Here is a 25776-nt window from a genome sequence, read left to right on the forward strand (position 1 = left end):
CTTCTCACCTTCTTTAGAAAACAATTTTAACAAAAAAAGCCTTAATATTTAAGACTTTTTTACTCATTCACAACATTCCTTAATGTACCTTCAATAAACAATCGCACATTCTCATACACTTCATCAGCACATTTTTGTCTTGCTTCAACACTGCCCCATCCCACATGAGGAGTCAGAATTGCACGCTCAGGATATGTTAACTGTAATAGACCACTGCTTTTTTCAAGTGGTTCTTTTTCATAGACATCAAGACCTGCTCCGTAGATTTCTTCATTATTTAACGCCTTTACAAGCGCTTTTTCTTCTACGATAGGTCCTCTACCAACATTAATCAGGATAGCTGATGATTTCATCATCTTGAAGACCTCTTCATCAAAAAGATGATGCGTCTTATCAGTCAGCGGAGAATGAATAGAAATCACATCGCATTCACGACACAATTTTTCAAATGACACTCTCTCATATTCCTCCTTGCGATCCACTCCAGAAAAGGATGTATAAACCACTTCAGCACCAAACGCGGAAGCGATGGAAGCCACCTTGCGTCCGATTGCACCAAGTCCGACAATTCCCCAGCGCAAAGAAGAAAGGGTGTGGAACGGATTTCCAAAATATGAGAATGCCCCACTTTCGCTGTAAGCGCCGCTTTTAACATAACCGTCATAATGAGAAAGGCGTTCTACTAAACTTAACGCCATAGTCATCGTCAGCTGCGCGACCGCATCCGTCGAATAGCCTGACACATTCTCGACCACAATGCCTTTCTCTTTAGCATATTCGAGATCGACATTGTTGGCTCCAGTGGCTGTTAAGGCAATCAATTTAAGATGCGGACAGCTGTCGATGACTTCTTTATTAAAAAGATTCTTATTCGTAATGACAATTTCCGCATCCTTAGCGTAATTAATAACCTGATCCTGGGTTACATGTTCATAGAAGGAGATATCTTCAAAGTTATTGAACTTCTCTAGATCAACATCTTCTCCTAGTGTTTCTTTTTGTAGAAATACAATCTTAGACATGTTTTTCATCCTCCATAATATAGATTTCTATACGAGAACGATTAGTCTTTAATCGATCGATATAGAAAATAAAGCATACTGACATCTTATTGTTTATATAATCATATTTCAATAGATTATAAGAAAGATATTTGCTTTTCTCTTCCTTGAGACCCCCACCGGTCGCACTTCCTGCCGAAATAATATAAGCGTGATCCTTTTTCATGAAGAAAGGAATGTGCTTATGACCGTGCAGGACATAACGAATACGCTGTCTTTTCAGCCAGCTGATAAAGATGGGCGCATCGATGAGCGCTTTGCTTGAATCAAGCAGTTTTCCTAGTATTGCTTTTTCTTTAAAAGCGACCTTCAAGAAATCCGCTTTCCCGACCTTGTAGACATGATGATGCAATAATACAACTGGGGTATAGTCTTCAAGATGATCAACTGTCGAAAGTTCTTCTTCTATTTCATAAAGCTGACGTGAACCAACGGCCCCTCTTGCAAGTGACCCTTGTGAATTGGAATCGATTTTTATCAGGATGATCTTATCATCTTCTAAAATCTTGATCTTATCCCCTAAAAGATAAGCGATAACCTTGGACTTCTGTCCACCTCCAATATTGACCCCATGTACAATCATATCATGATTGCCAAGCACAAAAGTTACATCAGTGTGATATCGCTTTTTAAGACTGGTCATAAAATCATTAGCTTTATACATGTTCTTCTTGCTTGGTGAATTCATCAGATCACCTGTAATGATCGTCTTTAGCTTATGATCACTATGAAGATAAGGCATCAAGGCATTGAGTGAATCATAAAGAGCATCCAGCTGTCTGCTCTTTTTAGCAGGCCCTAAATGAAGATCACTTAAATGAAGATAATAACTATTATGGGTTCTTTTATTCTTGTAGAGCTGATCACTGTTGATAAATGCTTTTAGCTTTTCAATATCGTCTTGTGAACGCATTGGAAAGAATGTGGATTGTCCTTCAGTAAAGATCAATGCGCCTGGCCATTTATCAATGTTTAATATTGCATCAAGACATCCTGGGAAAGGATCATCCATAACCAGATGTGTTTCATCGATCTTATAGTTGATATTATGTATCATCACATGAGGATCATCCCACGAGAAAGTTGGCCATGGTTCCTCATTGACACCGGGGAAGAAAATAATATGCGTCATAGGCGCATATTTACTTCTTATTTCATTAATTTCTTCACGGAGATCACCATGTAGAACGTGTCTTACCTCATTTACTGAATTAAAAGATTTCGCAACAGAAAATATAGTCTGGTCAATGATATTAAATGAAGGCATGTATATATCATGATGAAACAGCCATTCACGAAAATAACAGAAATGTTCATATGTTTCAAAAACATCTCTCATGAAGGCTGTATCTTGCCCGTATATCATATTATAGAAAATGTTAATACAATCAAATTCATTCATATGACCACCATCCTTGTTTCTATTTTATCAATATTAAAAAAAAGAAAAAAGGGCATAAGCCCTTTTTCATTAGAATTTAAGATTACGTGGAGTACGTGGGAATGGTTCAGTATCTCTGATATTGCCCATACCTGTCAAGTACATTAAGAAACGGTCAAATCCAAGACCAAATCCGGCATGTTTACATCCACCGAAACGACGTAAGTCCATATACCACTGAAGTGTATCAGTTGTCATGTTCTTTTCTTTCATCATTGCTTCAAGAACATCGTAACGTTCTTCTCTCTGGCTTCCACCAACTAATTCACCGATACCTGGTACAAGAAGGTCACAAGCTGCAACTGTCTTCTTGTCATCGTTTAATCTCATGTAGAATGCCTTGATATCTTTTGGATAATCAGTTAAGAATACTGGACCTTTAACGATTTCTTCACAGATGTATTTTTCATGTTCAGCATTTAAATCCATACCCCAGTATACTTTATTTTCAAACTTCACACCATTAGCGATTGCTTCTTCAAGATATTCAATAGCTTTTGTATATGTCATACGTTCAAAGTGTGAATCTCTGACATGTGTGATTCTCTTAATACATTCTTTATCAATTCTTTGTTCAAAGAATTTCATTTCTTCAGGTGCATTATCTAATACATACTGAATACAGTATTTTACCATATCTTCGATAAGATCCATATCATCTTCAAGATCAGCGAAAGCAATTTCAGGTTCTACCATCCAGAATTCGCTGGCATGTCTAGTCGTATTAGAATTTTCAGCTCTGAAGGCAGGACCGAATGTATAAACATCTCTAAATGCCATAGCGAATGCTTCTACATGAAGCTGTCCAGTTACTGTCAAGTATGCTTCTTTACCAAAGAAGTCATTTTCAAAATCATCGTTGTCGATAGTAGTCGCTCTAAACATTTCTCCAGCACCTTCACCATCGTTACCAGTGATGATTGGTGTATGCACATAAATAAATCCCTGTGACTGGAAGAATTCATGGATAGCCATTGATAAGATAGAACGTAATCTAAACATAGCGTAGAATGTATTTGCTCTTGGTCTTAAATGAGGAATTTCTCTTAAGAATTCAAATGAAGTTCTCTTCTTCTGTAATGGGTAATCTTCATCGCAGCTTCCTTCTACTTCAATTGCAGTAGCAACAATTTCAAATGGCTGTTTAGCTTCTGGAGTGATTTTAAGCTTACCGGTAACGTGGATTGATGAACCAGTTGAAATATGGGCAACTTCTTCAGCGTTCTTTAATGTTTCCTTTTCATAAACAATCTGGCAGTTTCTAAAATAAGTTCCATCGCTTAAGGCGATAAATCCGATTTTACCGCTATTTCTATTTGTTCTTACCCAACCTTCTAATTCAACGTATTCTAAACTATCAGTTTCCATTGGCTGGTTTGATAGAATCATTTCATATAATTCTCTTACTGTAATAAATTCAAACATTTTTTTACTCCTCTTCATTTGCTTTCGCTTTCATTTTAAGTTCGAGTTCCTGAATTGCCACAACAACATCTACATTCTGTACTTCGACTCCTTCAGGAACAGTAAAGTGGCTGTGAGTAAAGTCTACAATACCTTTTACTCCAAGCTTTACTAATCGATCTACTACACTTTGCACATCTTCTGAAATGGCGAGAATGGCAATCTTGCACTCTTTAGGGAATGATGATTCAAGATCTTCAATATTTCTAATCTCTACCCCAAATCTTTCTCCGATAATATTTTTATCACGATCATAAGCACAGACAATCTTGCCGACCGTGTATTTCCATCTGTTGTATTTTAATATGGCACTTCCAAGATTACCGACACCAAGAAGGATGATTGGTTCATCTAGTCCTAATCCCAACACTTCACTTAAGGCATCAATAATATGTGTTGTATCGTAGCCATATCCGCGTTTTCCAAGAGTTTCCTTCTGAGGAAGAAAACCAAAATCTCTTCTGATTGTTGTATCCTGGATATGCGTTACTTCTGAAAGTTCACTAGAAAGAAAACTTTCCTTTCCAGCCTGTCCCATTGTACGTAATGCTTTTAGATAAATTGGAAAACGTGCCATTGTCGCACGTGAAATTTTCTGTTTCTTTTCCACCATAAACTATCCTACACTTTCCTCTTCAAGATCATAATGTGGTTTCACGCTTATATCAAGCTCTGAAAACTTCTCATGACGATACATGACGCTTGCTGCTGAAGCAATCATAGCCGCATTATCTGTACAGTATTTCATCGGTGGGAAGATAACAGGAACGGGGCTCTTGGCCATCTTTTCTCTTAATCCCTTATTTGCGCTTACACCACCAGCTACAATGATTTCTTTTACATTAAGATCCACTGCTGCCTTAATGGCTTTTGTACTTAACACTTCCACAGCAACATCCTGGAATGTACAAGCTAAATCATTCTTTCTGACTTCTTCTCCACGCTGTTCAAACTTATGATTTAAATTGATAACAGCACTCTTCAATCCACTAAAACTAAAATTATAGCTGTCATCTAGAAGCGGTACTGGAAGATCGTAAGTATGTTCACCTAAGTGTGCCATACGATCGATTTCTGGTCCTCCAGGATAAGGGAGATGAAGTACTCTTCCGACCTTATCATAAGCTTCTCCGATTGCATCATCATATGTTGTTCCTACGACTTCAAAATTAAACTCGCTTTTCATATAGACAAGTTCTGTATGTCCCCCTGATACGACAAGGGCAAGACATGGATAATGAATTGTATTCTCAATTGCGTTGGCATAAATATGCCCAGCAATATGATGTACGCCAATAAGCGGCTTATTAGTCGCAATAGCTAAAGTCTTCGCTTCCTGCATCCCAACATGAAGCGATCCGACTAATCCTGGACCTTTTGTGACAGCTATTGCATCCACATCATCAATTGTGATATTGGCAGTACGTAAAGCTTCCTTCAACACTGTTGAAACGCATTCTACATGCTTTCTGCTGGCAATTTCTGGAACTACTCCACCATACTGCTTATGTATATCAATCTGTGATGCAACGACATTGGCCAATAATTCTTTTTCATCTTTAAGAATTGCGACACTCATTTCATCACAGCTTGATTCAATAGCTAAAATCGTTGCCATAGTCATCCAACCTTTCTTTAATCATGAGATATGCATCTTCATGATTATCTACATAATAATTCTTACGAATAGCTTTTTCTTCAAAACCAAAAGACTTATAGAGTCCAATCGCTACCTTGTTAGAAACTCTCACTTCAAGATCACACTTTTCACAACCGTGAAGCGCAGCCCTCATAAGTGCATAGCCAAGCAGTTTCTTGGAAAGATGTTCTCCCTGTCTTTTTTTAGAAATGCCAATCGTTGTGACAGTTGCCTGTTCATAAACAAACCACATGCCAATATATCCAATTATTTCTTTATCTTCAAGTACAAAATAATGAGCAAAGCCATTATTTTCTATTTCTCTAAGATAATCTTCCTTCTTCCATGAAGAATGAGGAAAAAGCTCCTCTTCCAACTTCATGACAGAAGCAAGATCATCCACTTTCATTGCTCTTATATGCATGCCTTCTTCGCCTCTACATTTTTAATATAGGTTGGCGTTAATGCATCCACATATTCTTCAGCCTCTACATTTAAAGAAAGCTGATAGATATTATTGCATAGATCAGCTTCTTCAGGATCTACTCCTAAAAGTGAAGTCTGTCCTACAAATGAAAAATCAGGGTACTGCTGTTTTAAAGCCAAGGCTTCTTCATAAGTACACATCATTTCTTCCATCAATGGTTTTCCTTGATCATAGACACAAGCAAATACCTTCTTGCTGCGGGCATCAATAATAGAAATAGCTTTCTTATTTCCAGCATAGGCAGCTAAAGAAGAAACTGTCTTGATCTTAACTGGCGCAATCGCTGCTAATGTTTTAGCAATAGTCATAGCTACACGTACCCCTGTATAAGACCCTGGACCTTTCGTAATAATCATTTCATCCACGCTTCTTAATGAAAGGTCATGTCTTTCAATTAAACTATGAAGTACCGGAATGGCATCTTCCGATTGTCTTTTTGTCCCTATTTTCTGATAAGCATCCAACATCTTTCCGTCTTTAAAAAGACCGACAGATAAATACTGATTGCTTGTATCCATCACTACACTAATCATGACAAACCTCCTCAACGAGCTTTACATATCTCTCTCCGACAGGATGGAATATAATGCGTCGTGACTGATCTTCATTTTTTCTTATTTCAATTTCTAATCGTTCTTCAGGAAGAAGATCTTCAATATACATTGGCCATTCAATAACACAGATGCCATCATCGTCGATCATTTCTTCAAAGCCTAGATCGTCATCGCTATCTTCTAGACGATAAGCATCAAAATGATATAAGGTCTTATCTCCTTCATAGATCTTAACAATAGTAAATGTTGGAGAATTAATAATCTTCTTGATTCCAAGACCTCTTCCAATACCTTTAGTTAACGTTGTCTTGCCTGCTCCTAATTCACCAGTAAGCGTAATGACACTGTGTGATTCTAACGCTTTACCAAGCTTTTCACCAAAAGCAATCATGTCAGCTTCATTATGAAATGTTAACATTATACTTTCTCCTTTTCACTTTTCAGATAAGCATCATACCATTTCTCCGCAAATCCCGGTCTAAATGGACCTTCCATATTCTCTGTCATTTCAATAAGAATATCTAGCTGTTCACGGAAGATGTGATCCAACTCATCCGAATATCCATATAGTTTTTTATGGCTAGCATATTCTGCCTCATCAAGAACTTTATAATGGTAATCTGGGAACACTTTTAAATCGAGATCATAATCGATATATTTAAGAGCTTCTCCATCATAAAGAGTTGGAGATGCGATATTGCAGTAATAAAAAACGCCATTTTTTCTAATCATACAAATGACATTGAACCATTTATCCTTTGGAAAATAACAAATGGCTGGCTCCCTTGTAAACCAAGTACGACCATCGCTCTCAGTAACCATCGTCCTATTATTTATAGAAATAAAATGCTGATCTGTCTCTTCTAGAATAACTGTATGAGACCAGCTCCGGTGAGGTTTCCCATCATGCTTATAACAATGGATCAGCTGCTTTGATCCAACAAACGCTTCATTCATTTCCATACCTCATTTCACATTCATGGCTATTATACACGTTTTCTCTTGTTTTTACTAGAAAATCATATATGAAAAAAGAAGGCTTTACGCCTTCTTCATTTTTAATACTTTTTCTAGTCTAGGATAGAGAATCATAAAGAGAATAACACAGGCTACAAGTGTTCCTACATTATAAGGAACATTGTAAGTTAAATTCCCTTTTAGAGGTGTCTTAAACTGATACCATCCAGCAATAAGATGTGAGATTGTCTTAAGTACCATAGCTACGACAATTCCTACTGGAAAATGTTTAATTGATGGCACAATTGCGGCAACTCCACATAATACCATCGGGATCACGTAATCAAAAGCAACTGAGTAAGGACCATAGAATGTGGCTAACCCCAAAGCAAAATGAAGACCACAGCACACAAGTCCTACAACTGCTCCATAAAGCGGACCAAGCAAATAAGAACAAAGAAAGATAGCGACTAGCGAAAAGGCTACGTTTCCTCCTTGTGGCATGCTTGGTGTAAATTTCGTTAAGAATTCTAGTACAATCTGCATTGCTGCAAACATGGCCATCAGTGTCATGGCTTTAGTGTCTAATTTCATTATTTTTCCCCCTTATAAATATATAAGAAGCCAACAAACAAAAAAGGCTCCACATACAGTGAAGCCTTTGATATCTCGATTTGCACTCTCTACGCTGGCACTACCCAGTTCAGATCATAAGGGTCACTCTCAGCCTTGCGGCACCCCTGGCTTCTCATTGATTATATATGTTCTAACACATTATTTCAATCACTAATGACGAAAGCCAATCGTAAATATTATAGCTAGTGAAATCACCATCATTAAAACAATCGCAATAATTGAAGTAGAATCTCCTGTTTCCACAGTCTTCTTGCTGAGTTTTACTTCCTTATTCTCCTTTTTCACCTCATAATGTTTTCTATTCATCACTGTAAGCGTGATTGTTCCATCACCTCTTGTATCATTATTTATATGCACTATCTCTTCTTTTCTATTAAGCTCATAGCCCTTAGGTGCTTCTTCTTCCTTAATGATATACGTTCCAAAGAGAAGATGATCAAATTTCACTTGACCATTTTCTAAATGTTTTTTCATAATGCACTTCTTATCTTTATATAAGCCAAAGACACCACTTTTATCATTAAGTACTTTTCCTTCTTCATCTACCTTCTCTACAATTAGATCAGTATAAAGATAATCATCATGCATGATGATTGTCTTTTCTACTTTATCATTCTTCACTTTAAAAGACATGCTATTGGCAATCTGATAGCCCTCTGGTGCCATTGTTTCAGTTAAGATATACTCATGATTTTCTTCTAATCCTTTAATAGGATGAGCCTTATTATCACTGATCCATTCATCTACTTCTTCTCCTTGATCACATTTCTTATTCTGATTGCGATCTTCAAAGACACAAAGATGAGCACCCTCTACTTCTTGATCAGCCATATCTTTCTTATAGACACGATAGACATTATCCTTCATTTCCACCTTTGCTTTCACTTTACCATTAATGATTACATCACTATGACTATCAATAGAGAAGGCTACATCTTCACTTTTCACATAGCCTTCGGGTGCTCCATTAATAAAGGAATCATCTTTTTTAAGGACTTCACTTAATATATAGGAATGATCAGTCTTTAATCCTTTAGCAAGATGTTCACTGCCATCACTTTCCCATTCATCGACAATGTTTCGTTCATTTTGATCTAAGACACCATTCTTGTTAGTATCTTCAAAGATTGTCAAATGGGCTCCCTTAACTTCTTTTCCCGTTGTGATATCAGTCTTAGAGATCACTACATTTCTATTGATAATAGGTTGTCCATTATTTAAGGTATAAACCTCATTGTCTTTACTTAAGGTAAAATGATATTCCTTCTGGTCTAGTACATGTCCCTCCACAGTTTTTTCTTCTACCACATAATACTTGCCTAGTCCTAGCTTAGATGAAATAGCTTCTCCTTTTTCATCTGTTTCTAGCTGTTCAATCTTATCTCCTTTCTTGTATTTCACAAAATCTTCATCTGCTCTAAGTGAGAAGATAACATGTGGCAGTGGCTTAGCATGGTTATGCTTAACAAGTTTCACTTGTCCTAAAGAAGGACGGTCTACACTTTTACAGATGATATTTTCTGCATTTAGATTCACCTTGATAGGATTATCCATAATCTGATAGTTCTTTGGTGGAGTCTCCTCTTTGATGTAATAAATGCCTTCTTCTAATTCAGGAGAGAGTGCCTTCCCTTCTTTATCTGTAACAAGGCGTCCGACCTCCTTTCCTGATGGTGAATCATTGTGAATAGAGAAGATAGCACCAGAGAGATCTCCGCTCGTATTGACGCCTTCAGTGGTAGCGCTTTTTAAAAGCGTAAATCGATACTTCTTCACTGTCTTCCATTTATAGACACGCCACAGTTTCACAGTCTTTTTCTTAGGTTCAATCTTAGATATACGGTTTCCCGTGACTATCCCCTCAATAAGGTTCCCTTTAGAGGTCTTATCTTGACGATTGCTAGAATGCCAATACTTGTCATCATGGGGTGAATCACCCCAGAAGAATCCAACGTGATGGGATCCGTTCTTCGTTGTCACGCCCCCATCTACAAACGACCAGATGATATCTCCTTTTTCCAGTATGCCAGAATTAAGCATATCCTTCTTGGTCTTAAAATCATAATAGCGAATGTTATTCTTATTGGCCCAGCTGACCCATCCTACCTTATTGGCAGAGACACCATCAGGAATCTCATTTCGCGCATGATGCTTCTTTACTGGCATATTGTAAAGCACATACCAGATAAATCCCGTACATTGCATATGTCCCTTCTTGCCTGGTACAGGATCTTCATGAGCCTTGTCAGCACCATAAGGTGTTCCTAAAAAACGTGACTTGTTTTTTGTCAGATAGCTGACAACCTCATTTCTTGTGACTCCAAAATAATCAGTTAAATCATATTTCATGCTGTTGGCTGCCATGACCGGCGTCACTGCTGATATAAGCAGTCCAATCATCAATACTATTCTCCATTTTTTCATATTGCTTCCTCCTTGCACTCATCAAATATTTTTTCTTTTATAAATGATTTGATATCTTCTTTATTGGTGCACACTTCATAGATGGGCTTTCTTTCATCTAAACGCTGCAGATCCACCATTCTCATATCCGAAAGCTGCATACGACAATGCATCTTTTCGTGGTGATACATCGTTTCTATTTCCATCTCAAAGTTTTCATTGATAGCAGAGGAATTCTCTTTAATGGATGTACAAGGCACTATCAACATCTTATATCCAAAATCTTTTAATACATAACACCAGTGTCCATCCTGAAGTTCTTTAGGATAACCACGTCCAATATTGAAATAAGCCAATGTATGAATCTTGGGCTTATGGTGAACATGGTAGAACGTGTGATCGACATTATGATCCTTCACCAGCTGACAAAAAAAGAAAGCCAGCTGACTAGTCTGAAACATCAGACTATGCGTATATTTCTCTACGTCGTAGCATCCTGATTGTTCAAGTGACAGCAAATATTTCTTAAATTGAATAAGATTCGTCTGTGTACTCATCTTTTTCCCTTCTTCCTATAAAAAATAAATTCTATTTTTCTATTCTTAAAAAGAAGGTTTTTTTCTCATAGAAATATGAAAAGATTTTTATATGATTAAAATAATAGCAAAAGACTTTCCATTTTAAACTAAAGTCCCTATAATATGTTTGTGTCACAATGTCTACAATAAATATAGCGCCAGAACTCTTCGGAGTTGACGAGGACCAGATTTATCGAATATTCGGCGGATGATCTGGAGGTATGATGCTACCTGAACGATGGGCAAAACAAGAAGCAATTCTTGCACAAATTCCATTTGGCATCATTCATTGTCGACACATATTTCACTAATAGGAGGTCAAAATATGTGTGGAATTACAGCCTATGTAGGTAAAGGAGAAGCTCTTCCTTTCCTAATGCAAGGGTTATCTAAACTTGAATACCGCGGTTATGATTCAGCCGGGGTCACTGTTTTAAAGGATGGTCATTTAACAACTGTTAAATGTAAAGGACGCCTTACAAACTTAGAAGAAGAATTAAAAAAATATGATATGAGCGGATGTGTGGGTATCGGTCATACAAGATGGGCTACACATGGTGTACCATCAAACTTAAACTCTCACCCTCATACAAATATGAGCAATACATTATCAATTGTTCATAATGGAATCATCGAAAACTATCGTGAACTTAAAGAAACATTGATTGAAAAAGGCTATACTTTTAAATCAGATACTGATAGTGAAGTTGTCGTTCAGTGCCTTGATTATTTCTATCATGGAGATATCATCGATGCAGTTCATAAAGTTCTAGCAGTCATCGAAGGATCTTATGCATTATGTATCATTTCTACTGAAAATCCAGATAAGATCGTCGTTGCTAAAAAGGATTCACCATTAGTTATCGGTAAGACTGACGAAGGTTATGTTGCTGCGAGTGATACACCTGCTCTTCTTGCTTATACTAAAGATGTTTATTTCTTAGATGATAATGATATTGCCATCTTAACAGCTGATAGTGTTTCTTTCATCGATAAAGACAACAACCCTATCGAAAAAGAAATCGTCACTATCCCATATGATATGGAAGCTGCTCAAAAAGATGGATATGACACTTACATGTTAAAAGAAATCAATGAACAGCCTCATGTTATCAATGAAACATTAAGAGGAAGAGTCTTTGAAGATAAAGTTGTTCTTAATGAAATCAAAGATGTAGATTTCTCAAAATTCAATAAAGTATACTTTGTTGCATGCGGTACTGCTTACCATGCATGCTTATGCGGTGCTCAGATTCTTGAAAGAGCTACAAAGCTTCCAGTTATCACTCAGGTTGCTTCTGAATTCCGTTACAATGATCCAATCATTGATGAAAAGACATTATGTATCTACGTTTCACAGTCAGGTGAAACTGCTGATACTTTAGCAGCACTTCGTCTTGCTAAAAGCAAAGGCTGCACAACAATCGCTATTGCCAATGTATTAGGCTCTACAATTTCAAGAGATGCTGATTATACATTATATACTTGTGCAGGTCCTGAAATCGCGGTTGCTTCTACAAAAGCCTATACAACTCAGCTTGTCTTATTGACTTTATTGGCATTATATATCGCTCAAGATCTTCATTTAGATGTAGATCAGGATATCTTAAATCAGCTTAATGATCTTCCTGCCTATGTTGAAAATCTTATTAAAGATGAAGAACTATTCGCTAACTACGCTAAAATGCTTAAAGATAAACATGACTGCTACTTCATCGGTCGTTCATTAGACTACGCATCAGTTCTTGAAGGAGCATTAAAATTAAAAGAAGTATCTTATGTTCACGCTGATGCCTATATCGCTGGTGAATTAAAGCATGGTCCAATTGCTTTAATTGAAGATGGCACAGTTGTCATTGCGGTGGCAACACAGCCTCATGTAGCAGCTAAGACTATTTCAAACATCCAGGAAACTGTCGCTCGTGGTGCAGATGTTATCTTATTTACAACTGAAAATGAAGAAGTAAACAATGTAAAGAACACTTACATCTTACCTTCAATCAACCCACTATTACAGAGCGTGCTTGTTGCTATCCCACTACAGCTGATTGCTTACCATACAGCTAACATCAAGGGATGCGATGTTGATAAACCAAGAAACTTGGCAAAATCAGTTACTGTAGAATAAGCTAAAACGTACATCAGGATATGATGTACGTTTTTTCATGTATTTCTAATATTTTTATATTCATTACAACCGCTTTCGTTTTTCTTCACATTATCCAAAAAAAATGGTAAACTTAAGTATGAGGTGATAATGTGGACAACAAAGAAAACAAAGATTTAACAGCGTATGATAACCGTTTCCACGAAGATCCAACATCTTTTAATGATTTTCAGGCCGCTGATTATATCAAGGAATTAAAGAACCAGGGCAAGAATGACGAAGCTATTGAAGTAGGTCGTACATTCTTGGAAGTAGCTCCTGAATTAAAGAGATACATCAACTATTTCGGTTATGCGCTATATAACCGTTATATCAATATTGAAGATGAAAAGATTGCAGAAAATGAAACATTATTCTTTACAATCCTGGATGAAATTGCAAATGTATGCAAGCAAGAACGTTATTCTCCATTGGAAGCTGCTGTTAATAAAGCAATCAAATATGTCAGCAAGAAGAATCCTGTTGACTACGGAAAACTATCTGAAATTCTAGAGTATCTTGATGCCCCTACTTTAGATGATACACCATTCATCAATAAAGAAGGCAGAGAGTACGAAAGCAAGAAAGAAAAATGGTACAGAATGAAAGTTAGAGCACTTTATGAAGTGAAAGACTACAGAAACTGTATCGAACAGGCGAACATCGCGCTTACCCTACCTTTAAAATGGCATTATAACAATTTAAACTGGGTAAAATACTACCGTGGTGTTTCTCTAATTGAAGTAGGAAGATATGAAGAAGCTGAACATGTATTCCTTGAATTAAAGAACAGCTTCAAGATCGTTAACCTTTCATCAGTCCTTTATAAGCTTTATGTCAATACTGGACGTGAAAATGATGCGTATACTTATCTTATCAACGATTTCTTCCTATCAGGATATGATGCTTCAAACTTAGATAACTATGTTGCTATCGCAAAAATGGCACATGATAAAGGTGTAGAAAAAGCTGAAAAGATTGCTGCTGCAATGATCAATAAGATCAAGAGCAACGCTTATGAAACTGAATTAGATCTTTCTGAATATGACAATGAAAGTGCTGATTCATTATTCGATATGCTTTATTCTGAAATCATGTATCATCTTGAACGTTATATCAAACGTGAAGAAGGTAAAGTTATCTACTACAACAACAGTAGAAACTTTGGTAGCATTCTTCAGGAAAATGAAGATGACAATCTATTCTTCATGCAGGCTGATTTCATCGATGATGAAGAAGTCAGAAAATTCGATGTTGTTGAATTTTCTCGTATTGCAACATATGATCGTAAGAAGAAACAGGCTTCTACTAAAGCAGTTCTTCTTAAGGTTTTATATGAAGATATCAACTATTAATAAAAAAGACTGATTTTTTCAGTCTTTTTTATTTTATAGCTATAATTTTTTTCTTTTTATTTAGGATAAATCATCAAATTCAAAAACATTTTTGCAAATGTACAAAATTATTGACAAAATAATGAAACTTCACTATTATTTAAGTAATATCATATAAAAAACATTGAAGTGACATAGTAAAGAGCACTGTGGCAAAAGAGATATCACGGATGGTGAAAGTGATACGCAAAGGTTCTTGAATTCACCACGGAGTTATACAGCAGAAAAGCTGTTTCGGCAGTGCCCGTTATCGCACATGGTTCTTTGAACCTAGTAAGGCAGAACTTGTGAAAGTTATGCAACTAGAGGTGGTAACGCGTGGATTCGCCCTCTTGGGTGAGTCTTTTTTGTTTTTAAGAAAGAGAGGAATGGAAATGAAAAAAGTTTTAAGTATCTTATTGGTTCTTGGATTAGTATTAACTGGATGTAATTCATCTAGTAAAAAGGACAAGAAGGATGTAAAGATTGCAGTATTACAGTATATGCCACACGCTGCCTTGGATGCTGCTTATAAAGGATTTAAGGATAAGCTTGTTAAAGAAGGATATAGTGCAAAGAATATTACTTTAAAGAATGCTCAGGGAGAAATCTCTAACTGTGAAACAATTGCTGAACAGATGGTCAATGAATCACCTGATTTAATTTATGCAATTGCAACTCCAGCTGCTCAGACTATCGCAAAGAAGACTAAGGATATTCCTGTTGTCATCAGTGCGGTTACTGATCCTGAAACTTCTAAGCTTGTTAAATCTAACAAGAAACCTGGCAACAATGTTACTGGTACTTCTGATTTAACTCCTGTTAAAGATCAGATTAAATTATTGAAATCATTATTACCTAATGCAAAAGAAGTTGCTGTTCTTTATACAGGAAGTGAATCTAACTCTGAAATTCAGGCTAAGATTGCTGTTAAAGAAGCTAAAGCTAACGGTTTAAATGTAGTTGAAAAGACTGTTTCTGATTCAAATGATATCGATGCTGTTGCTCGTTCAATTAAATCTGATGTTGTCTATATTCCAACTGATAACCTATTAGCTGCAAATGTTCCTACTGTAACTCAGGCTTTAAATGAAAACAATATTCCACTTATCTGTGGTGAAGAAGCTATGGTTAAAAACGGTGGATTAGCTACTTACGGTATTGATTACTACAAATTAGGACAGAAGTCTGGAGAAATGGCTGTTAAGATTCTTAAGGGTGCTACTCCTGCTACTATGCCTATTGAATATCTTGATTCAAATGACTGTCAGCTTACTATCAATAAGACTCAGGTTTCTCGCTTTAAAGTAAGCGTTCCTGCTGATCTTGAAAAGAAAGCTAACTATGTAACTACCAATAAACAATAAAACAAAGGGGTATATTTATGGATTTATGGATTAACGCGATGCAAGGTGCCGTTAACCAGGGGATTCTCTGGAGCATCATGGCACTTGGTGTCTACATTACATTCAGACTGCTTGATATTGCAGATCTGACTGTTGACGGATCATTCGCTACCGGGGGTGCAGTGTGTGCAGTGATCTTAGTAAACGGTGGTGATCCAATCGTTGCGATTCTTGTTTCTACCTTAGCAGGATGCTTAGCCGGATGGGTAACTGGTTTTCTACTTACAAAATGCCACATTCCTGCCATTCTTGCAGGAATCCTATCACAGATTGGTCTTTATTCTATCAACTTACGTATTATGGGAAAATCAAATATCCCACTATTATCTACAAAGAGTCTTTATGACTGGGGATATAGTGCTGGATTAAAGACAACACAGGCATCTATGATTGTTGGACTTCTTATTACAGTTATGATCATCGCTATTCTTTACTGGTTCTTTGGTACAGAACTTGGTTCTGCTATCCGTGCAACTGGTAATAATGAACAAATGGTACGTGCTGTTGGGGTCAATACAAACTTTACTAAGCTTGTAGGGACAACATTATCAAATGGTCTTATTGCCTTATCTGGTGCATTGATTACTCAGCAGCAGGGGTTTGCGGATGTTAAGATGGGGATTGGTGCTATCGTCATCGGATTAGCTTCCATCGTTATCGGTGAAGTGGTATTTGGCAATCACGGTAATTTCCTAGTAAGATTAATTGCTATTGTTACAGGTTCAATTATCTACCGTTTAATCATTGCCCTTGTGCTTCAGGCCGGCTTATCTACTGATGATCTTAAATTATTGACTGCCATTGTAGTAGGCGTTGCCTTAACGATTCCACATATTCTATCTAATCGTAAGCAGGTTGCCTTATATAAGAAACTTACGAAAGAGGTGGATGAGAATGCTTAAGATCAAGAATGTTTCAAAGACTTTCAACATTGGTACTATCAATGAGAAGAAAGCTTTAAAGAATATTAACTTAGAATTAAATGATGGGGACTTTGTCACTATCATCGGTGGGAATGGTGCTGGTAAATCAACACTTATGAACATGATTGCTGGTGTCTACCCTATTGACTGTGGTCATATCCTCATTGACAGCAAGGAAGTTTCATTGGACTCTGAATACAAAAGAGCTTCCATGATCGGACGTGTCTTCCAGGATCCAATGCTTGGAACTGCAAGTGCCATGTCTATTCAGGAAAACTTGGCGATGGCTTCTCGTCGTGGAAAGTCAAGAACCTTAAGATGGGGTATTACTAAAAAAGAAAGAAAAGAATTCAAGGAACTTCTTAAACCTCTTGGATTAGGTCTAGAAAACCGTTTGACTTCTAAAGTAGGATTATTGTCCGGTGGACAAAGACAGGCGTTAACATTGCTTATGGCTACTGTTAAGAAGCCTAAAGTACTGCTTTTAGATGAACATACTGCCGCATTGGATCCTGCCACTAGCGCTAAGGTTTTAATGCTGACAAATGAAATTGTCACAAAGCAGCATCTTACTACTATGATGGTCACTCATGATATGCAGGAAGCAATCGATGTGGGCAATCGTCTTATTATGATGTATGATGGCCAGATCATCTATGATGTAAGAGGAGAAGAGAAAAAACAGCTTACTGTACCAGATCTTCTTAAGAAATTTGAAGAAGCTTCAGGTAGTGAATTTGTTAATGATAGAATGCTTTTAGGATAGAAGATGACAACATCTTCTATCTTTTTTTGTTTGCACCTTTATAAAGAAAGGTTATAATAGACCCTACAGGAGATGATTAAATGAAAAAAAAGAAACATGCAAAATTCAAGAAGGGGTCCTTGATCTTAGCAGCTCAGTTCATTGCTTCGCTATTGATCATGTTCACTTCTCTTAAGATTGCTTTTTTACCTTGGTTCTATCAGCTTCTTCTTGCAGTTCTACTTATTTTATTATTAGGACTTGTACATAAGATTATTTATCCAAAAAAGAAGGAAAAAAGAAAAGCTTTTCGTCAATTGACGGGAATCATCTTATCCCTTGTGCTTTCTTTTTTCCTAGTCATAAGTTCTTCCTACCTTAATGTAGCGAATGCCGCCTTGTCAGGAATGGCTAAATCTGATCCTACTGCCAATTATCGTACATATGTCATTGATGGCAGCTATAACAGCATCGGTAAGCTACAAGGACAGACTGTAGGTCTCTTAACTCTAGGTGATGAGGCTGAACATACAAAAGCAAAGCAGATTATAAAAAATAAACTCCATTGTGAAACGGAAGATTATGATACTGTTCTTGATATGCTTTCTTCTCTTCGCCGTGGAGAGATTCAGGCGGTCTTTATTAATGATGCCTATAAGACAGTATGCGCCAACAACTATACTGGATGGAATCGCAACGCCTACTGTGTTGATAAGATATCCTTTACCTACGATGAAGAAGATACCCCTTCTACTAATAAAAACATTTCTAAAAATGCTTTTACAGTACTGATCAGTGGTGTCGATAGTCGTAAGAGTGTAACAGAAACCTGTCGTTCTGATGTCAATATGCTTGTGACAATTCAGCCAGAAACACATCAGATCCTGATGACCAGCATTCCTCGTGATTATTATGTATCATTAAATAATGCTCAAGGTCATAAAGATAAATTATGCCATGCGGCTTTATTTGGTACCTATACTCTACAAAAAACATTAATCAATACACTTGATATCAATATTGACTTTTACACACGTGTCAGCTTCACATCCCTTACAAAGATCGTTGACCTCATCGGAGGCGTTAAGATCTATTCCGATAAAACCTTTGTCCCATGGACAGATCGTGGCATTACCATCAAGAAAGGATGGCAGACTATGAACGGGCGCTATGCCTTGGCATTCTCAAGAGAAAGAAAGACTTACACCAACGGTGATTCTCACCGTGCTGCTAACCAGCAGGCGGTCTTGAAAGCTATTATTGAGAAGATGTCTTCTTCTCCACTGCTTATCAAGAAGTATCCGGAAATCATGAAGGCTCTTTCGACATCCATTCAGACCAATATGTCTTCTGATCAGATGAAGCAGCTTTTACGTCTAGAGATTGCTTCTCATCCATCATGGGACATTATGAATACTGTTCTTGAAGGTAACTCAAAACGTATGTTAGGTGGCTATCTGATGCCTCATACATCACTTTATTATATGATTCCTGATGAGAATAGTATTGATGAACATCGTCAATATATTCAGAATATGATCAATGGTCAAAAAATATCTGTAAACTAAAAATAATCTGGAGAAGTTCTCCAGATTATTTTTTATTACGAAGCATAAAGAACATGCTCACTGCTCCTAAAACAAGACATATGCTGCCATAAAGCATAAAAAGCATTGTTCCTTTAATAAGTGCTGCTGTATAAAGAATAAGAGCACCTAAGTACAATAAAACAGGCAATAAGAGTGTTTTCATACATTATCCACCTTTCTTTTTAAAAAAAGAAAGAACAATTGTTCTTTCTTATCCTTCAATTTCAATATTAGTGATTTTTACATCATATGGGCTAGCAACCGCAACAGTAACAACATCACCAATAGCATGATCAAGAATAGCTTTTGCTAATGGTGATTCATTAGAAATCTTACCATTTAAAGGATCAGTTTCAGTTGTACCTACGATCTTGTAAGATTCTTCTTCAGCATTTTCTTCAGATAAATCTAAGATAGTAACGATATTACCAAGTCTAACAACGTCACTAGACATATCAGCTTCATCGATAACTTCTGCATGCATTAACATGTCATCGATTTCTTTGATACGACCTTCGATTCTAGCCTGTTCATCTCTGGCTGCATCGTAGTCGGCGTTTTCAGATAAATCCCCTTGACTTCTTGCTAATACTAAGTCTTCTCTATTCTTAACACGATCAACGTTGACTAAGTGTTCACGTTCTTCTTGTAGTTTTTTGTACCCTTCTTGAGTTAAAATGACTTTATTATCCATATTTTTCACCTCACGCGTAAATTAATATATCATATTTAGTTGATTTATTCAATAATACTTCTAATTTTAGTGATCAGCAAATCAATCGCAACAACATTGCTGCCACCATTAGGAATAATGATATGAGCATACTTCTTTGAAGGCTCAATAAACTGCTCATGCATAGGTCTTACAGTATGAAGATACTGTTCACATACTGAATCTAGTGAACGTCCTCTTTCTTCCATGTCTCTTCTTAATCTTCTGATGAAACGGATATCTCCATCAGTATCTACATAAACAAGAATATCACACTGTTTTCTTACTTCTTCTTCAGCTAATACGAAGATACCTTCAAGGATAAGAACATCTTTTCCTTCGATAACTTCTGTAATATTGCTTCTTGTATGCTGAGTGTAATCATATGTTGGTTTTTCGATTGTGACTTTCTGTTTAAGCATCTTTAGATGCTTAACAAGCAAGTCAGTATCAAATGCTAATGGATGATCATAGTTGGTCTTTACTCTCTCTTCCATTGGCAAATCGCTTTGATCTTTATAGTAGTCATCTTGTTTGATAATAACTACCTGATGCTTTTCTTCAAATGCTTCATAGACTTTTGCGGCAATACTTGTTTTACCTGAAGCACTTCCTCCTGCGATTCCAATAATGATTGCTTTATCGTTCATTTTTAACCTTCCTTCCCATATCATTCATGGCCACATTCTCTGATAATGGAATATAGAGAACTTCCATTGGATGATTGGCTACTTCTACTTCTTCTTTATCTTCATTATAGATTTTTTCTACTTTAAATGTAAAATTATCTCTCTTTGGTGAGAAAATTTCTACTGTATCTCCTACTTTAAAGTAGTTTCTTTGTTCTATCTTAGCTAAATGTTTTTCTTGATCATAATCAAGTACTCTCATGACAAATTCCTGTGTGGGATGTTCATCACGAAGATTGAAAAGCTGATAACTAGCATCTGGTCTGCCATTAAAAAGTCCTTCACAAAAAGCACGGTTGGCAGCCTTGTTTAGCTCACTTTCATACCATGTATCCCTGAAATGATCAGGATCTGCACAGTAGGCATCAATCAGCTTTCGATATGTCGATACCACGGTCGCAATATAGTGCACAGATTTCATGCGTCCTTCTATTTTGAAGGAATCCACACCAATTTCGATAAGTTCACCGATATGATGAACAAGTGCCATATCTTTTGAACTCATTGAGAAAGGAATATCATCTTCCTGATTGATTCTTTCTCCATCAGCTTCGATATCATAATACCAGCGACAAGACTGTGAACAGCCACCGCGGTTGGCATCTCTTCTTGAATAATAGTTTGATAGCATGCATCTTCCTGAATAGGCAATACACATTGCTCCATGAACAAAGTATTCCATATCAATGTTTGGGATCTTTTTTCTGATAACCTTAAGATCCTTAAATTCTGTTTCACGCCCAAATACAACACGTTCCATGCCTAGTTCTTTCCAGAACTTGATAGCTTCTGAATTCAATGTAGACATCTGCGTTGAAACATGCACTTCCATCTTAACACCTAGCTCTTTAGCGAGCATCATGATATACGGATCAGCAACAATGATCGCTTTAACTCCAATTTCATCTAATGTCAATAAGTATTCTTCTAATCCTTCTAGATTATCTTCATGAAGAATAATATTGCAAGTCACATGGATATCAGCTCCATGTTCATTAGCAAACTCAACAGCTTCCTTAATATCTTCTAATGTAAAGTTTGATGCTGCTGAACGTAAAGAGAACTCTTTTCCCCCTACAAATACAGCATCTGCCCCATAGAGAATCGCTGTCTTTAATTTTTCAAGATTTCCTGCTGGAGCAAGAAGCTCTGGCTTCTTGATAAATACACGTTTTCCATTTTCATCTCTTCTACATAGAGCCATTGCGATCCCTCCTCTTGACATCTTCTAAACGATACAATGTACTATCGTGAAGGAAACCACGATCTAATGGAGAAGACATATTCTTAAGAAGTGGCATATATTCTTTGACATGATGCACATAGACTTCAAGTCCCTGATCATAATATGTCTTAAGACAATCACTGTACATATGTGTCACTTCAATAGCTTCGCTTACGTCCATATAGTTTGTTTCAATATAAAGATAGTCAAATACATCAAGCTGATTAAATAGATCTAATGTATAAAGCTTATTTACACTATAAATAGTTGTTCCACGTTCATCTTCATAAATATGACTCGCATAATCACTTTCACGAGCATGTAAGATAACATTATCTTTATTAAAACTTCTATCAATAGCCTGCTCATAAGTAGAGATCAGATGTCTCTTGCTTGACATCATATACTGTACGCCATGACCTTGAATCATAATTGGCATATGCGTATTTTTCTTAATAGAAATCTGTTCTTCTAAAGGAATTTCTTTTGATACCCAGGCACTTGATACCCCCTGATCACCAAGTACATTTAATGTACGATGGTTGGTATTAAGGGTCATCGGTGCATACATCATATCAAATTCATATCTTTTCTTCTTCACATAGTGCAATACTGCAAAATCCTGGAATAGTATTCCTCTGATAGAAAGTTTTGCAAGTTCATCAATGTACTTGAATAAACGACTTAATTCATGTTCATCATATAATCCATTGACCATCACATAAGTCTCATTGACACGTTCATTGATTTCAGCTATTTCATCTAAAGTATACTTTACAGGAGAATACGCACTAAAATCACCTGCCACAATAAACATTTCTACACCCATTTGCTTGAAGTCATGAATGTAATCTTTATGTGTCAGATGTAACGCCATTCTTAATTGATGTTTTTTCTTAGTAATCAAACATACACCATCTCCTACATCGAAATACTCAACTGCATAATCTCTATTATGTCTGATCCAGTTTCTAAATCTTCCAATTTTTCTAACGAGTGCTCTTGTATTTCTGTTTTCAATTTCATCAACATGATGAATCATACCATGAAAATCAAGATTGTCCACTATAACTACACCATCATCTTTTAAATATGGTACATATTTCTCGAAAAATTTACGATATTGTGCTTTCGCAGCATCGATGAAGATAATATCGTAAGGAGCATTTTTTAATGTCTGATCATCAAAGAGAAGCGCATCATCGTGGTAGATCGTAATACGATCTTCGAGATGATGTGCTTTAATATGTTCACATGCTTCCTTGTAGCATGCATCATTACGTTCAATTGTTTCTACTTTTAATCCTTCAACGTTGGATACCATCATCATTGATGAGTATCCAATCGCTGAACCAATTTCCAATAAAGACTGTCCTTTATGTTTTTTTATTTGTTCAATCAAGAAGAGAATGCCTTCCTTTTGCATAACAGGAATGTTGCGTTCTCTTGCACTTTGTTCTAATTCATCAAAAAATATCATTTAATACCACTTATTCTCCTTAACTGCCTTCTGATGTTCTTCAAAAGTTTTAGAATAAATTACAGTACCATCCTTCTTAGCGAAGAAATAGTAATAATCTGATTTCTCATAATTTAGTACAGCTTTTAAAGTCTTAAGCTGAACTGTTGAGATTGGACCGATAGGTAGTCCTTTATACTTGTATGTATTGTATTTTGAATCCACCTTAAGCATAGAATGACTTACCTTAACGCCAGTTCTGCCTAAGGCATAATTTACAGTGATGTCGCTCTGTAATGCCTTATTGGCATTAAGACGGTTGATAAATACTCCTGCAATCTTTGCTTGATCTTTATCATAAAGCGATTCTCTTTCAACGACACTTGTTAATGCTAAAAATTGATGCACTGAATATCCTGAAGCCGCAATCTTGCTTTTTAATGGAGTAAGCTTCTTATCCATTTCATCTAAGAATTTCTTAGTGACACTTTCAATAGTAGGATTCTTCTCATTACAATAATATGTTTCTGGATAGAAGTATCCTTCTAATGGATAAAGAATATCTTTTTGAAGAATATCATCAGTCAAGAACCAATAAGATGAAATCAATGATTTAAGATAAGATTGATCTTTCCATTTTGCGATAACATCCTGATCTGTTACAGTCTTCCCTGTCACCTTCGTTAAATAAGTTGCTACCGCTTTGGCTGTCTGCGGAATTGTTGTTCCTTCTCCCACTTTAACTTTCTCATTAATGATATATTGCTTCTGTGTTCCTTTCATGATAGAAACCATCTTAGCAAATGACATATTCTGATTAAGTTTATAAGTGTTAGCCTTAAACAATGGCTTTTTTAACTTAAGATACACTTTAGCAGCAGTAATATTTCTAACTAGCTTATGCTTATTAAGCTTAGATAGTACTGTTCTTGCACTTTCACCAGAGTCGACACTCACAATAACATCCTTACTCTTTGATGAAATGGCATGTCTTGTACCATCTATATACATATATGATCCACCAGCTACAATAAGTAGAATGGCAATTAATATTACTAATAATTTTTTCTTCATAACGTTCCTCACTTTTTCTCATTATATAGGATTTTATTTAGATAAGAAAGGTTTTACGTCGAGAAATACAAGAGAAAACTCTTTCATTATAAAAAGGAAGTCTATAACTTCCTTCTAGTTAAACATATTCATAACAACACTTTGATTCTCTGCACCTTTTTCCATACATACAGGCTGATGAAGCGAGAATGCTGAATGAGTCTCATATAAGACACCATTACGTTCTCCTTCTCTTATTTCAAAGCTTTCAATTGTTCCTGATTGTTTAGAGGCGACAACAAGCCAACGATCTTTAAAGATCAGCATCGCAATTGGGCCAGCATCAGTTTCCATGCAGTCAATGCGCTTGATTGTGCCATCTTCGCTAACAGCAAAGACAACGACAGTATCATCGCCCTTGTTGCTGACAAAAAGATATTTGCCATTTTCTGAGAGAATAATATCAGTTGGTGTATTTTCATGTTTGCATTCATCTTCTTTATATGAAAGCTGTTCTTGAATAAGTTCATATTTTCCATCATTGATCTTATAGACATTGATCATACTTGAAATCTCATTGATCATATAAGCATGATGTCCTCTTGAAGAGTAGACTACTTTTCTAGGACCACTGCCATCTTTGACTTTAAATGAACATTCTTCATCTTTTATAAGAGCACCGTTTTCACCTTGATCATATAGAATCACTTCATCGCCACCCATATCGGTAACAAGAATCTTATTTTGTGGTGTCACACACACAAAGGTTGGATGTGATTCTGTCTGCTTAATAGGATCAATGCCTTTTCCTTTTAATTCATCAACAACTTTAATATTTACAACTTTCGACTTCTTGATTGGTGACTTAACGACTTCTCCGTTGTAATAATCAACACCATAGAGATACTTTCTATCCCCGTCTACAGCTGTACTAAAGAATGTATGTCCCTCGTGAGAAACACGTGCAGCTAAACCAAGCTGCAGATCCATGCAGGCATATTGCCAGATGCCTCCATCAACCTGATTTCCTGAGCCATTTCGATATGTGATATACATCCAGCGGCCATGTTTATGCATGGACAAAGGACTAGCCTGTGCCTTTGTAAATTTTCGCTTAAAAATTTCCCCTGTATTAATATCTATGTAAAAAGAATATATACCTCTGTCAATTTCAGTTCCTTCTGAACCAACGAAAAATATATCTACTTTTTTTGTTCGATTAAATAGGCCCATATA

At 36.4% G+C, this 25776-nt stretch carries 25 protein-coding genes and 1 other annotated feature; of the genes, 6 read left to right on the forward strand and 19 right to left on the reverse strand.

What is annotated here, in order from left to right; translation table 11 throughout:
* Positions 1-59: 59 nt before the first annotated feature.
* The 12 genes from T513_RS0100770 to T513_RS0100825 form a co-directional block, all read right to left on the reverse strand.
* Entirely contained in the window at positions 60-1022 is a 963-nt protein-coding gene (locus tag T513_RS0100770; RefSeq protein ID WP_031588530.1) for a D-2-hydroxyacid dehydrogenase, read from the reverse strand.
* Complete coding sequence (locus T513_RS0100775) at positions 1015-2463, reverse strand: metallophosphoesterase family protein (protein ID WP_031588531.1); 1449 nt, start codon at positions 2461-2463, stop codon at positions 1015-1017. The genes T513_RS0100770 and T513_RS0100775 overlap by 8 nt, the downstream gene beginning before the upstream one ends.
* 69 nt (positions 2464-2532) lie before the next feature.
* On the reverse strand, positions 2533-3927 hold the full coding sequence (asnS, locus tag T513_RS0100780; protein ID WP_029070736.1) for an asparagine--tRNA ligase: 1395 nt from the start codon (positions 3925-3927) through the stop codon (positions 2533-2535).
* Positions 3928-3931: 4 nt separating this feature from the next.
* On the reverse strand, positions 3932-4579 hold the full coding sequence (locus T513_RS0100785) for a redox-sensing transcriptional repressor Rex (RefSeq protein WP_029070735.1): 648 nt from the start codon (positions 4577-4579) through the stop codon (positions 3932-3934).
* A 3-nt stretch (positions 4580-4582) separates the two neighbouring features.
* Positions 4583-5584, reverse strand: a complete 1002-nt coding sequence (tsaD, locus tag T513_RS0100790; RefSeq protein ID WP_035876414.1) for a tRNA (adenosine(37)-N6)-threonylcarbamoyltransferase complex transferase subunit TsaD — start codon at positions 5582-5584, stop codon at positions 4583-4585.
* Positions 5562-6029: a ribosomal protein S18-alanine N-acetyltransferase gene (gene rimI / locus T513_RS0100795; protein ID WP_031588532.1), complete on the reverse strand. Its 468-nt coding sequence runs from the start codon at positions 6027-6029 to the stop codon at positions 5562-5564. The genes tsaD and rimI overlap by 23 nt, the downstream gene beginning before the upstream one ends.
* Positions 6020-6625: a tRNA (adenosine(37)-N6)-threonylcarbamoyltransferase complex dimerization subunit type 1 TsaB gene (gene tsaB / locus T513_RS0100800; protein ID WP_029072454.1), complete on the reverse strand. Its 606-nt coding sequence runs from the start codon at positions 6623-6625 to the stop codon at positions 6020-6022. Before tsaB ends, rimI begins: the two co-directional genes overlap by 10 nt.
* A complete protein-coding gene (gene tsaE, locus T513_RS0100805) occupies positions 6618-7064 on the reverse strand; it encodes a tRNA (adenosine(37)-N6)-threonylcarbamoyltransferase complex ATPase subunit type 1 TsaE (RefSeq protein ID WP_029070731.1) in 447 nt (148 codons plus the stop codon). Before tsaE ends, tsaB begins: the two co-directional genes overlap by 8 nt.
* Positions 7064-7603 (reverse strand): DUF402 domain-containing protein, encoded by a 540-nt coding sequence (locus tag T513_RS0100810; protein ID WP_029070730.1) that lies wholly within the window; start codon positions 7601-7603, stop codon positions 7064-7066. The genes tsaE and T513_RS0100810 overlap by 1 nt, the downstream gene beginning before the upstream one ends.
* An 84-nt stretch (positions 7604-7687) precedes the next feature.
* Complete coding sequence (locus T513_RS0100815; protein WP_031588533.1) at positions 7688-8197, reverse strand: ECF transporter S component; 510 nt, start codon at positions 8195-8197, stop codon at positions 7688-7690.
* A 192-nt stretch (positions 8198-8389) separates the two neighbouring features.
* Positions 8390-10663, reverse strand: coding sequence for a SpaA isopeptide-forming pilin-related protein (locus T513_RS0100820; protein WP_031588534.1), 2274 nt, complete (start codon positions 10661-10663; stop codon positions 8390-8392).
* The gene (locus tag T513_RS0100825) at positions 10660-11199 is read right to left on the reverse strand and encodes a hypothetical protein (protein WP_029070727.1); all 540 of its coding nucleotides are present in this window, start codon (positions 11197-11199) and stop codon (positions 10660-10662) included. The genes T513_RS0100820 and T513_RS0100825 overlap by 4 nt, the downstream gene beginning before the upstream one ends.
* A gap of 346 nt (positions 11200-11545) precedes the next feature.
* On the opposite strand from T513_RS0100825, the gene glmS reads away from it, so the two are divergent.
* The 6 genes from glmS to T513_RS0100860 all read left to right on the forward strand — a co-directional run bounded on the left by glmS (position 11546) and on the right by T513_RS0100860 (position 19381).
* Entirely contained in the window at positions 11546-13348 is a 1803-nt protein-coding gene (gene glmS / locus T513_RS0100835) for a glutamine--fructose-6-phosphate transaminase (isomerizing) (RefSeq protein WP_031588535.1), read from the forward strand.
* A gap of 131 nt (positions 13349-13479) precedes the next feature.
* On the forward strand, positions 13480-14721 hold the full coding sequence (locus T513_RS0100840; RefSeq protein ID WP_031588536.1) for a hypothetical protein: 1242 nt from the start codon (positions 13480-13482) through the stop codon (positions 14719-14721).
* Positions 14722-14875: 154 nt separating this feature from the next.
* Positions 14876-15095, forward strand: a binding site (T-box leader).
* A gap of 39 nt (positions 15096-15134) precedes the next feature.
* Positions 15135-16106 (forward strand): ABC transporter substrate-binding protein, encoded by a 972-nt coding sequence (locus tag T513_RS0100845; protein ID WP_080703069.1) that lies wholly within the window; start codon positions 15135-15137, stop codon positions 16104-16106.
* Positions 16107-16123: 17 nt separating this feature from the next.
* Positions 16124-17047 (forward strand): ABC transporter permease, encoded by a 924-nt coding sequence (locus tag T513_RS0100850; RefSeq protein ID WP_029070723.1) that lies wholly within the window; start codon positions 16124-16126, stop codon positions 17045-17047.
* The gene (locus T513_RS0100855; RefSeq protein WP_031588538.1) at positions 17040-17834 is read left to right on the forward strand and encodes an ABC transporter ATP-binding protein; all 795 of its coding nucleotides are present in this window, start codon (positions 17040-17042) and stop codon (positions 17832-17834) included. The genes T513_RS0100850 and T513_RS0100855 overlap by 8 nt, the downstream gene beginning before the upstream one ends.
* 80 nt (positions 17835-17914) lie before the next feature.
* Positions 17915-19381: an LCP family protein gene (locus T513_RS0100860; protein WP_031588539.1), complete on the forward strand. Its 1467-nt coding sequence runs from the start codon at positions 17915-17917 to the stop codon at positions 19379-19381.
* A 25-nt stretch (positions 19382-19406) separates the two neighbouring features.
* Here the strand turns inward: T513_RS0100860 and T513_RS12115 are convergent, their stop codons facing one another.
* The 7 genes from T513_RS12115 to T513_RS0100900 all read right to left on the reverse strand — a co-directional run bounded on the left by T513_RS12115 (position 19407) and on the right by T513_RS0100900 (position 25773).
* Positions 19407-19565, reverse strand: a complete 159-nt coding sequence (locus T513_RS12115) for a hypothetical protein (protein ID WP_155266046.1) — start codon at positions 19563-19565, stop codon at positions 19407-19409.
* 48 nt (positions 19566-19613) lie between these two features.
* Entirely contained in the window at positions 19614-20096 is a 483-nt protein-coding gene (greA, locus tag T513_RS0100870) for a transcription elongation factor GreA (RefSeq protein ID WP_029070720.1), read from the reverse strand.
* 44 nt (positions 20097-20140) lie between these two features.
* Positions 20141-20764 (reverse strand): uridine kinase, encoded by a 624-nt coding sequence (gene udk / locus T513_RS0100875; protein ID WP_029070719.1) that lies wholly within the window; start codon positions 20762-20764, stop codon positions 20141-20143.
* Positions 20754-22007, reverse strand: a complete 1254-nt coding sequence (locus T513_RS0100880; protein WP_031588540.1) for a peptidase U32 family protein — start codon at positions 22005-22007, stop codon at positions 20754-20756. Before T513_RS0100880 ends, udk begins: the two co-directional genes overlap by 11 nt.
* Positions 21994-23508 (reverse strand): U32 family peptidase, encoded by a 1515-nt coding sequence (locus T513_RS12455; RefSeq protein ID WP_236700953.1) that lies wholly within the window; start codon positions 23506-23508, stop codon positions 21994-21996. The genes T513_RS0100880 and T513_RS12455 overlap by 14 nt, the downstream gene beginning before the upstream one ends.
* Positions 23509-24561 (reverse strand): endolytic transglycosylase MltG, encoded by a 1053-nt coding sequence (mltG, locus tag T513_RS0100895; protein WP_031588541.1) that lies wholly within the window; start codon positions 24559-24561, stop codon positions 23509-23511. It abuts the gene before it with no gap.
* Between the two features lie 114 nt (positions 24562-24675).
* On the reverse strand, positions 24676-25773 hold the full coding sequence (locus T513_RS0100900; protein ID WP_031588542.1) for a lactonase family protein: 1098 nt from the start codon (positions 25771-25773) through the stop codon (positions 24676-24678).
* Between the last annotated feature and the right edge of the window lie 3 nt (positions 25774-25776).

The sequence above is a fragment of the Kandleria vitulina DSM 20405 genome, assembly GCF_000702065.1.
In the GTDB taxonomy this organism is placed as follows: Bacteria; Bacillota_I; Bacilli_A; order Erysipelotrichales; family Coprobacillaceae; genus Kandleria; species Kandleria vitulina.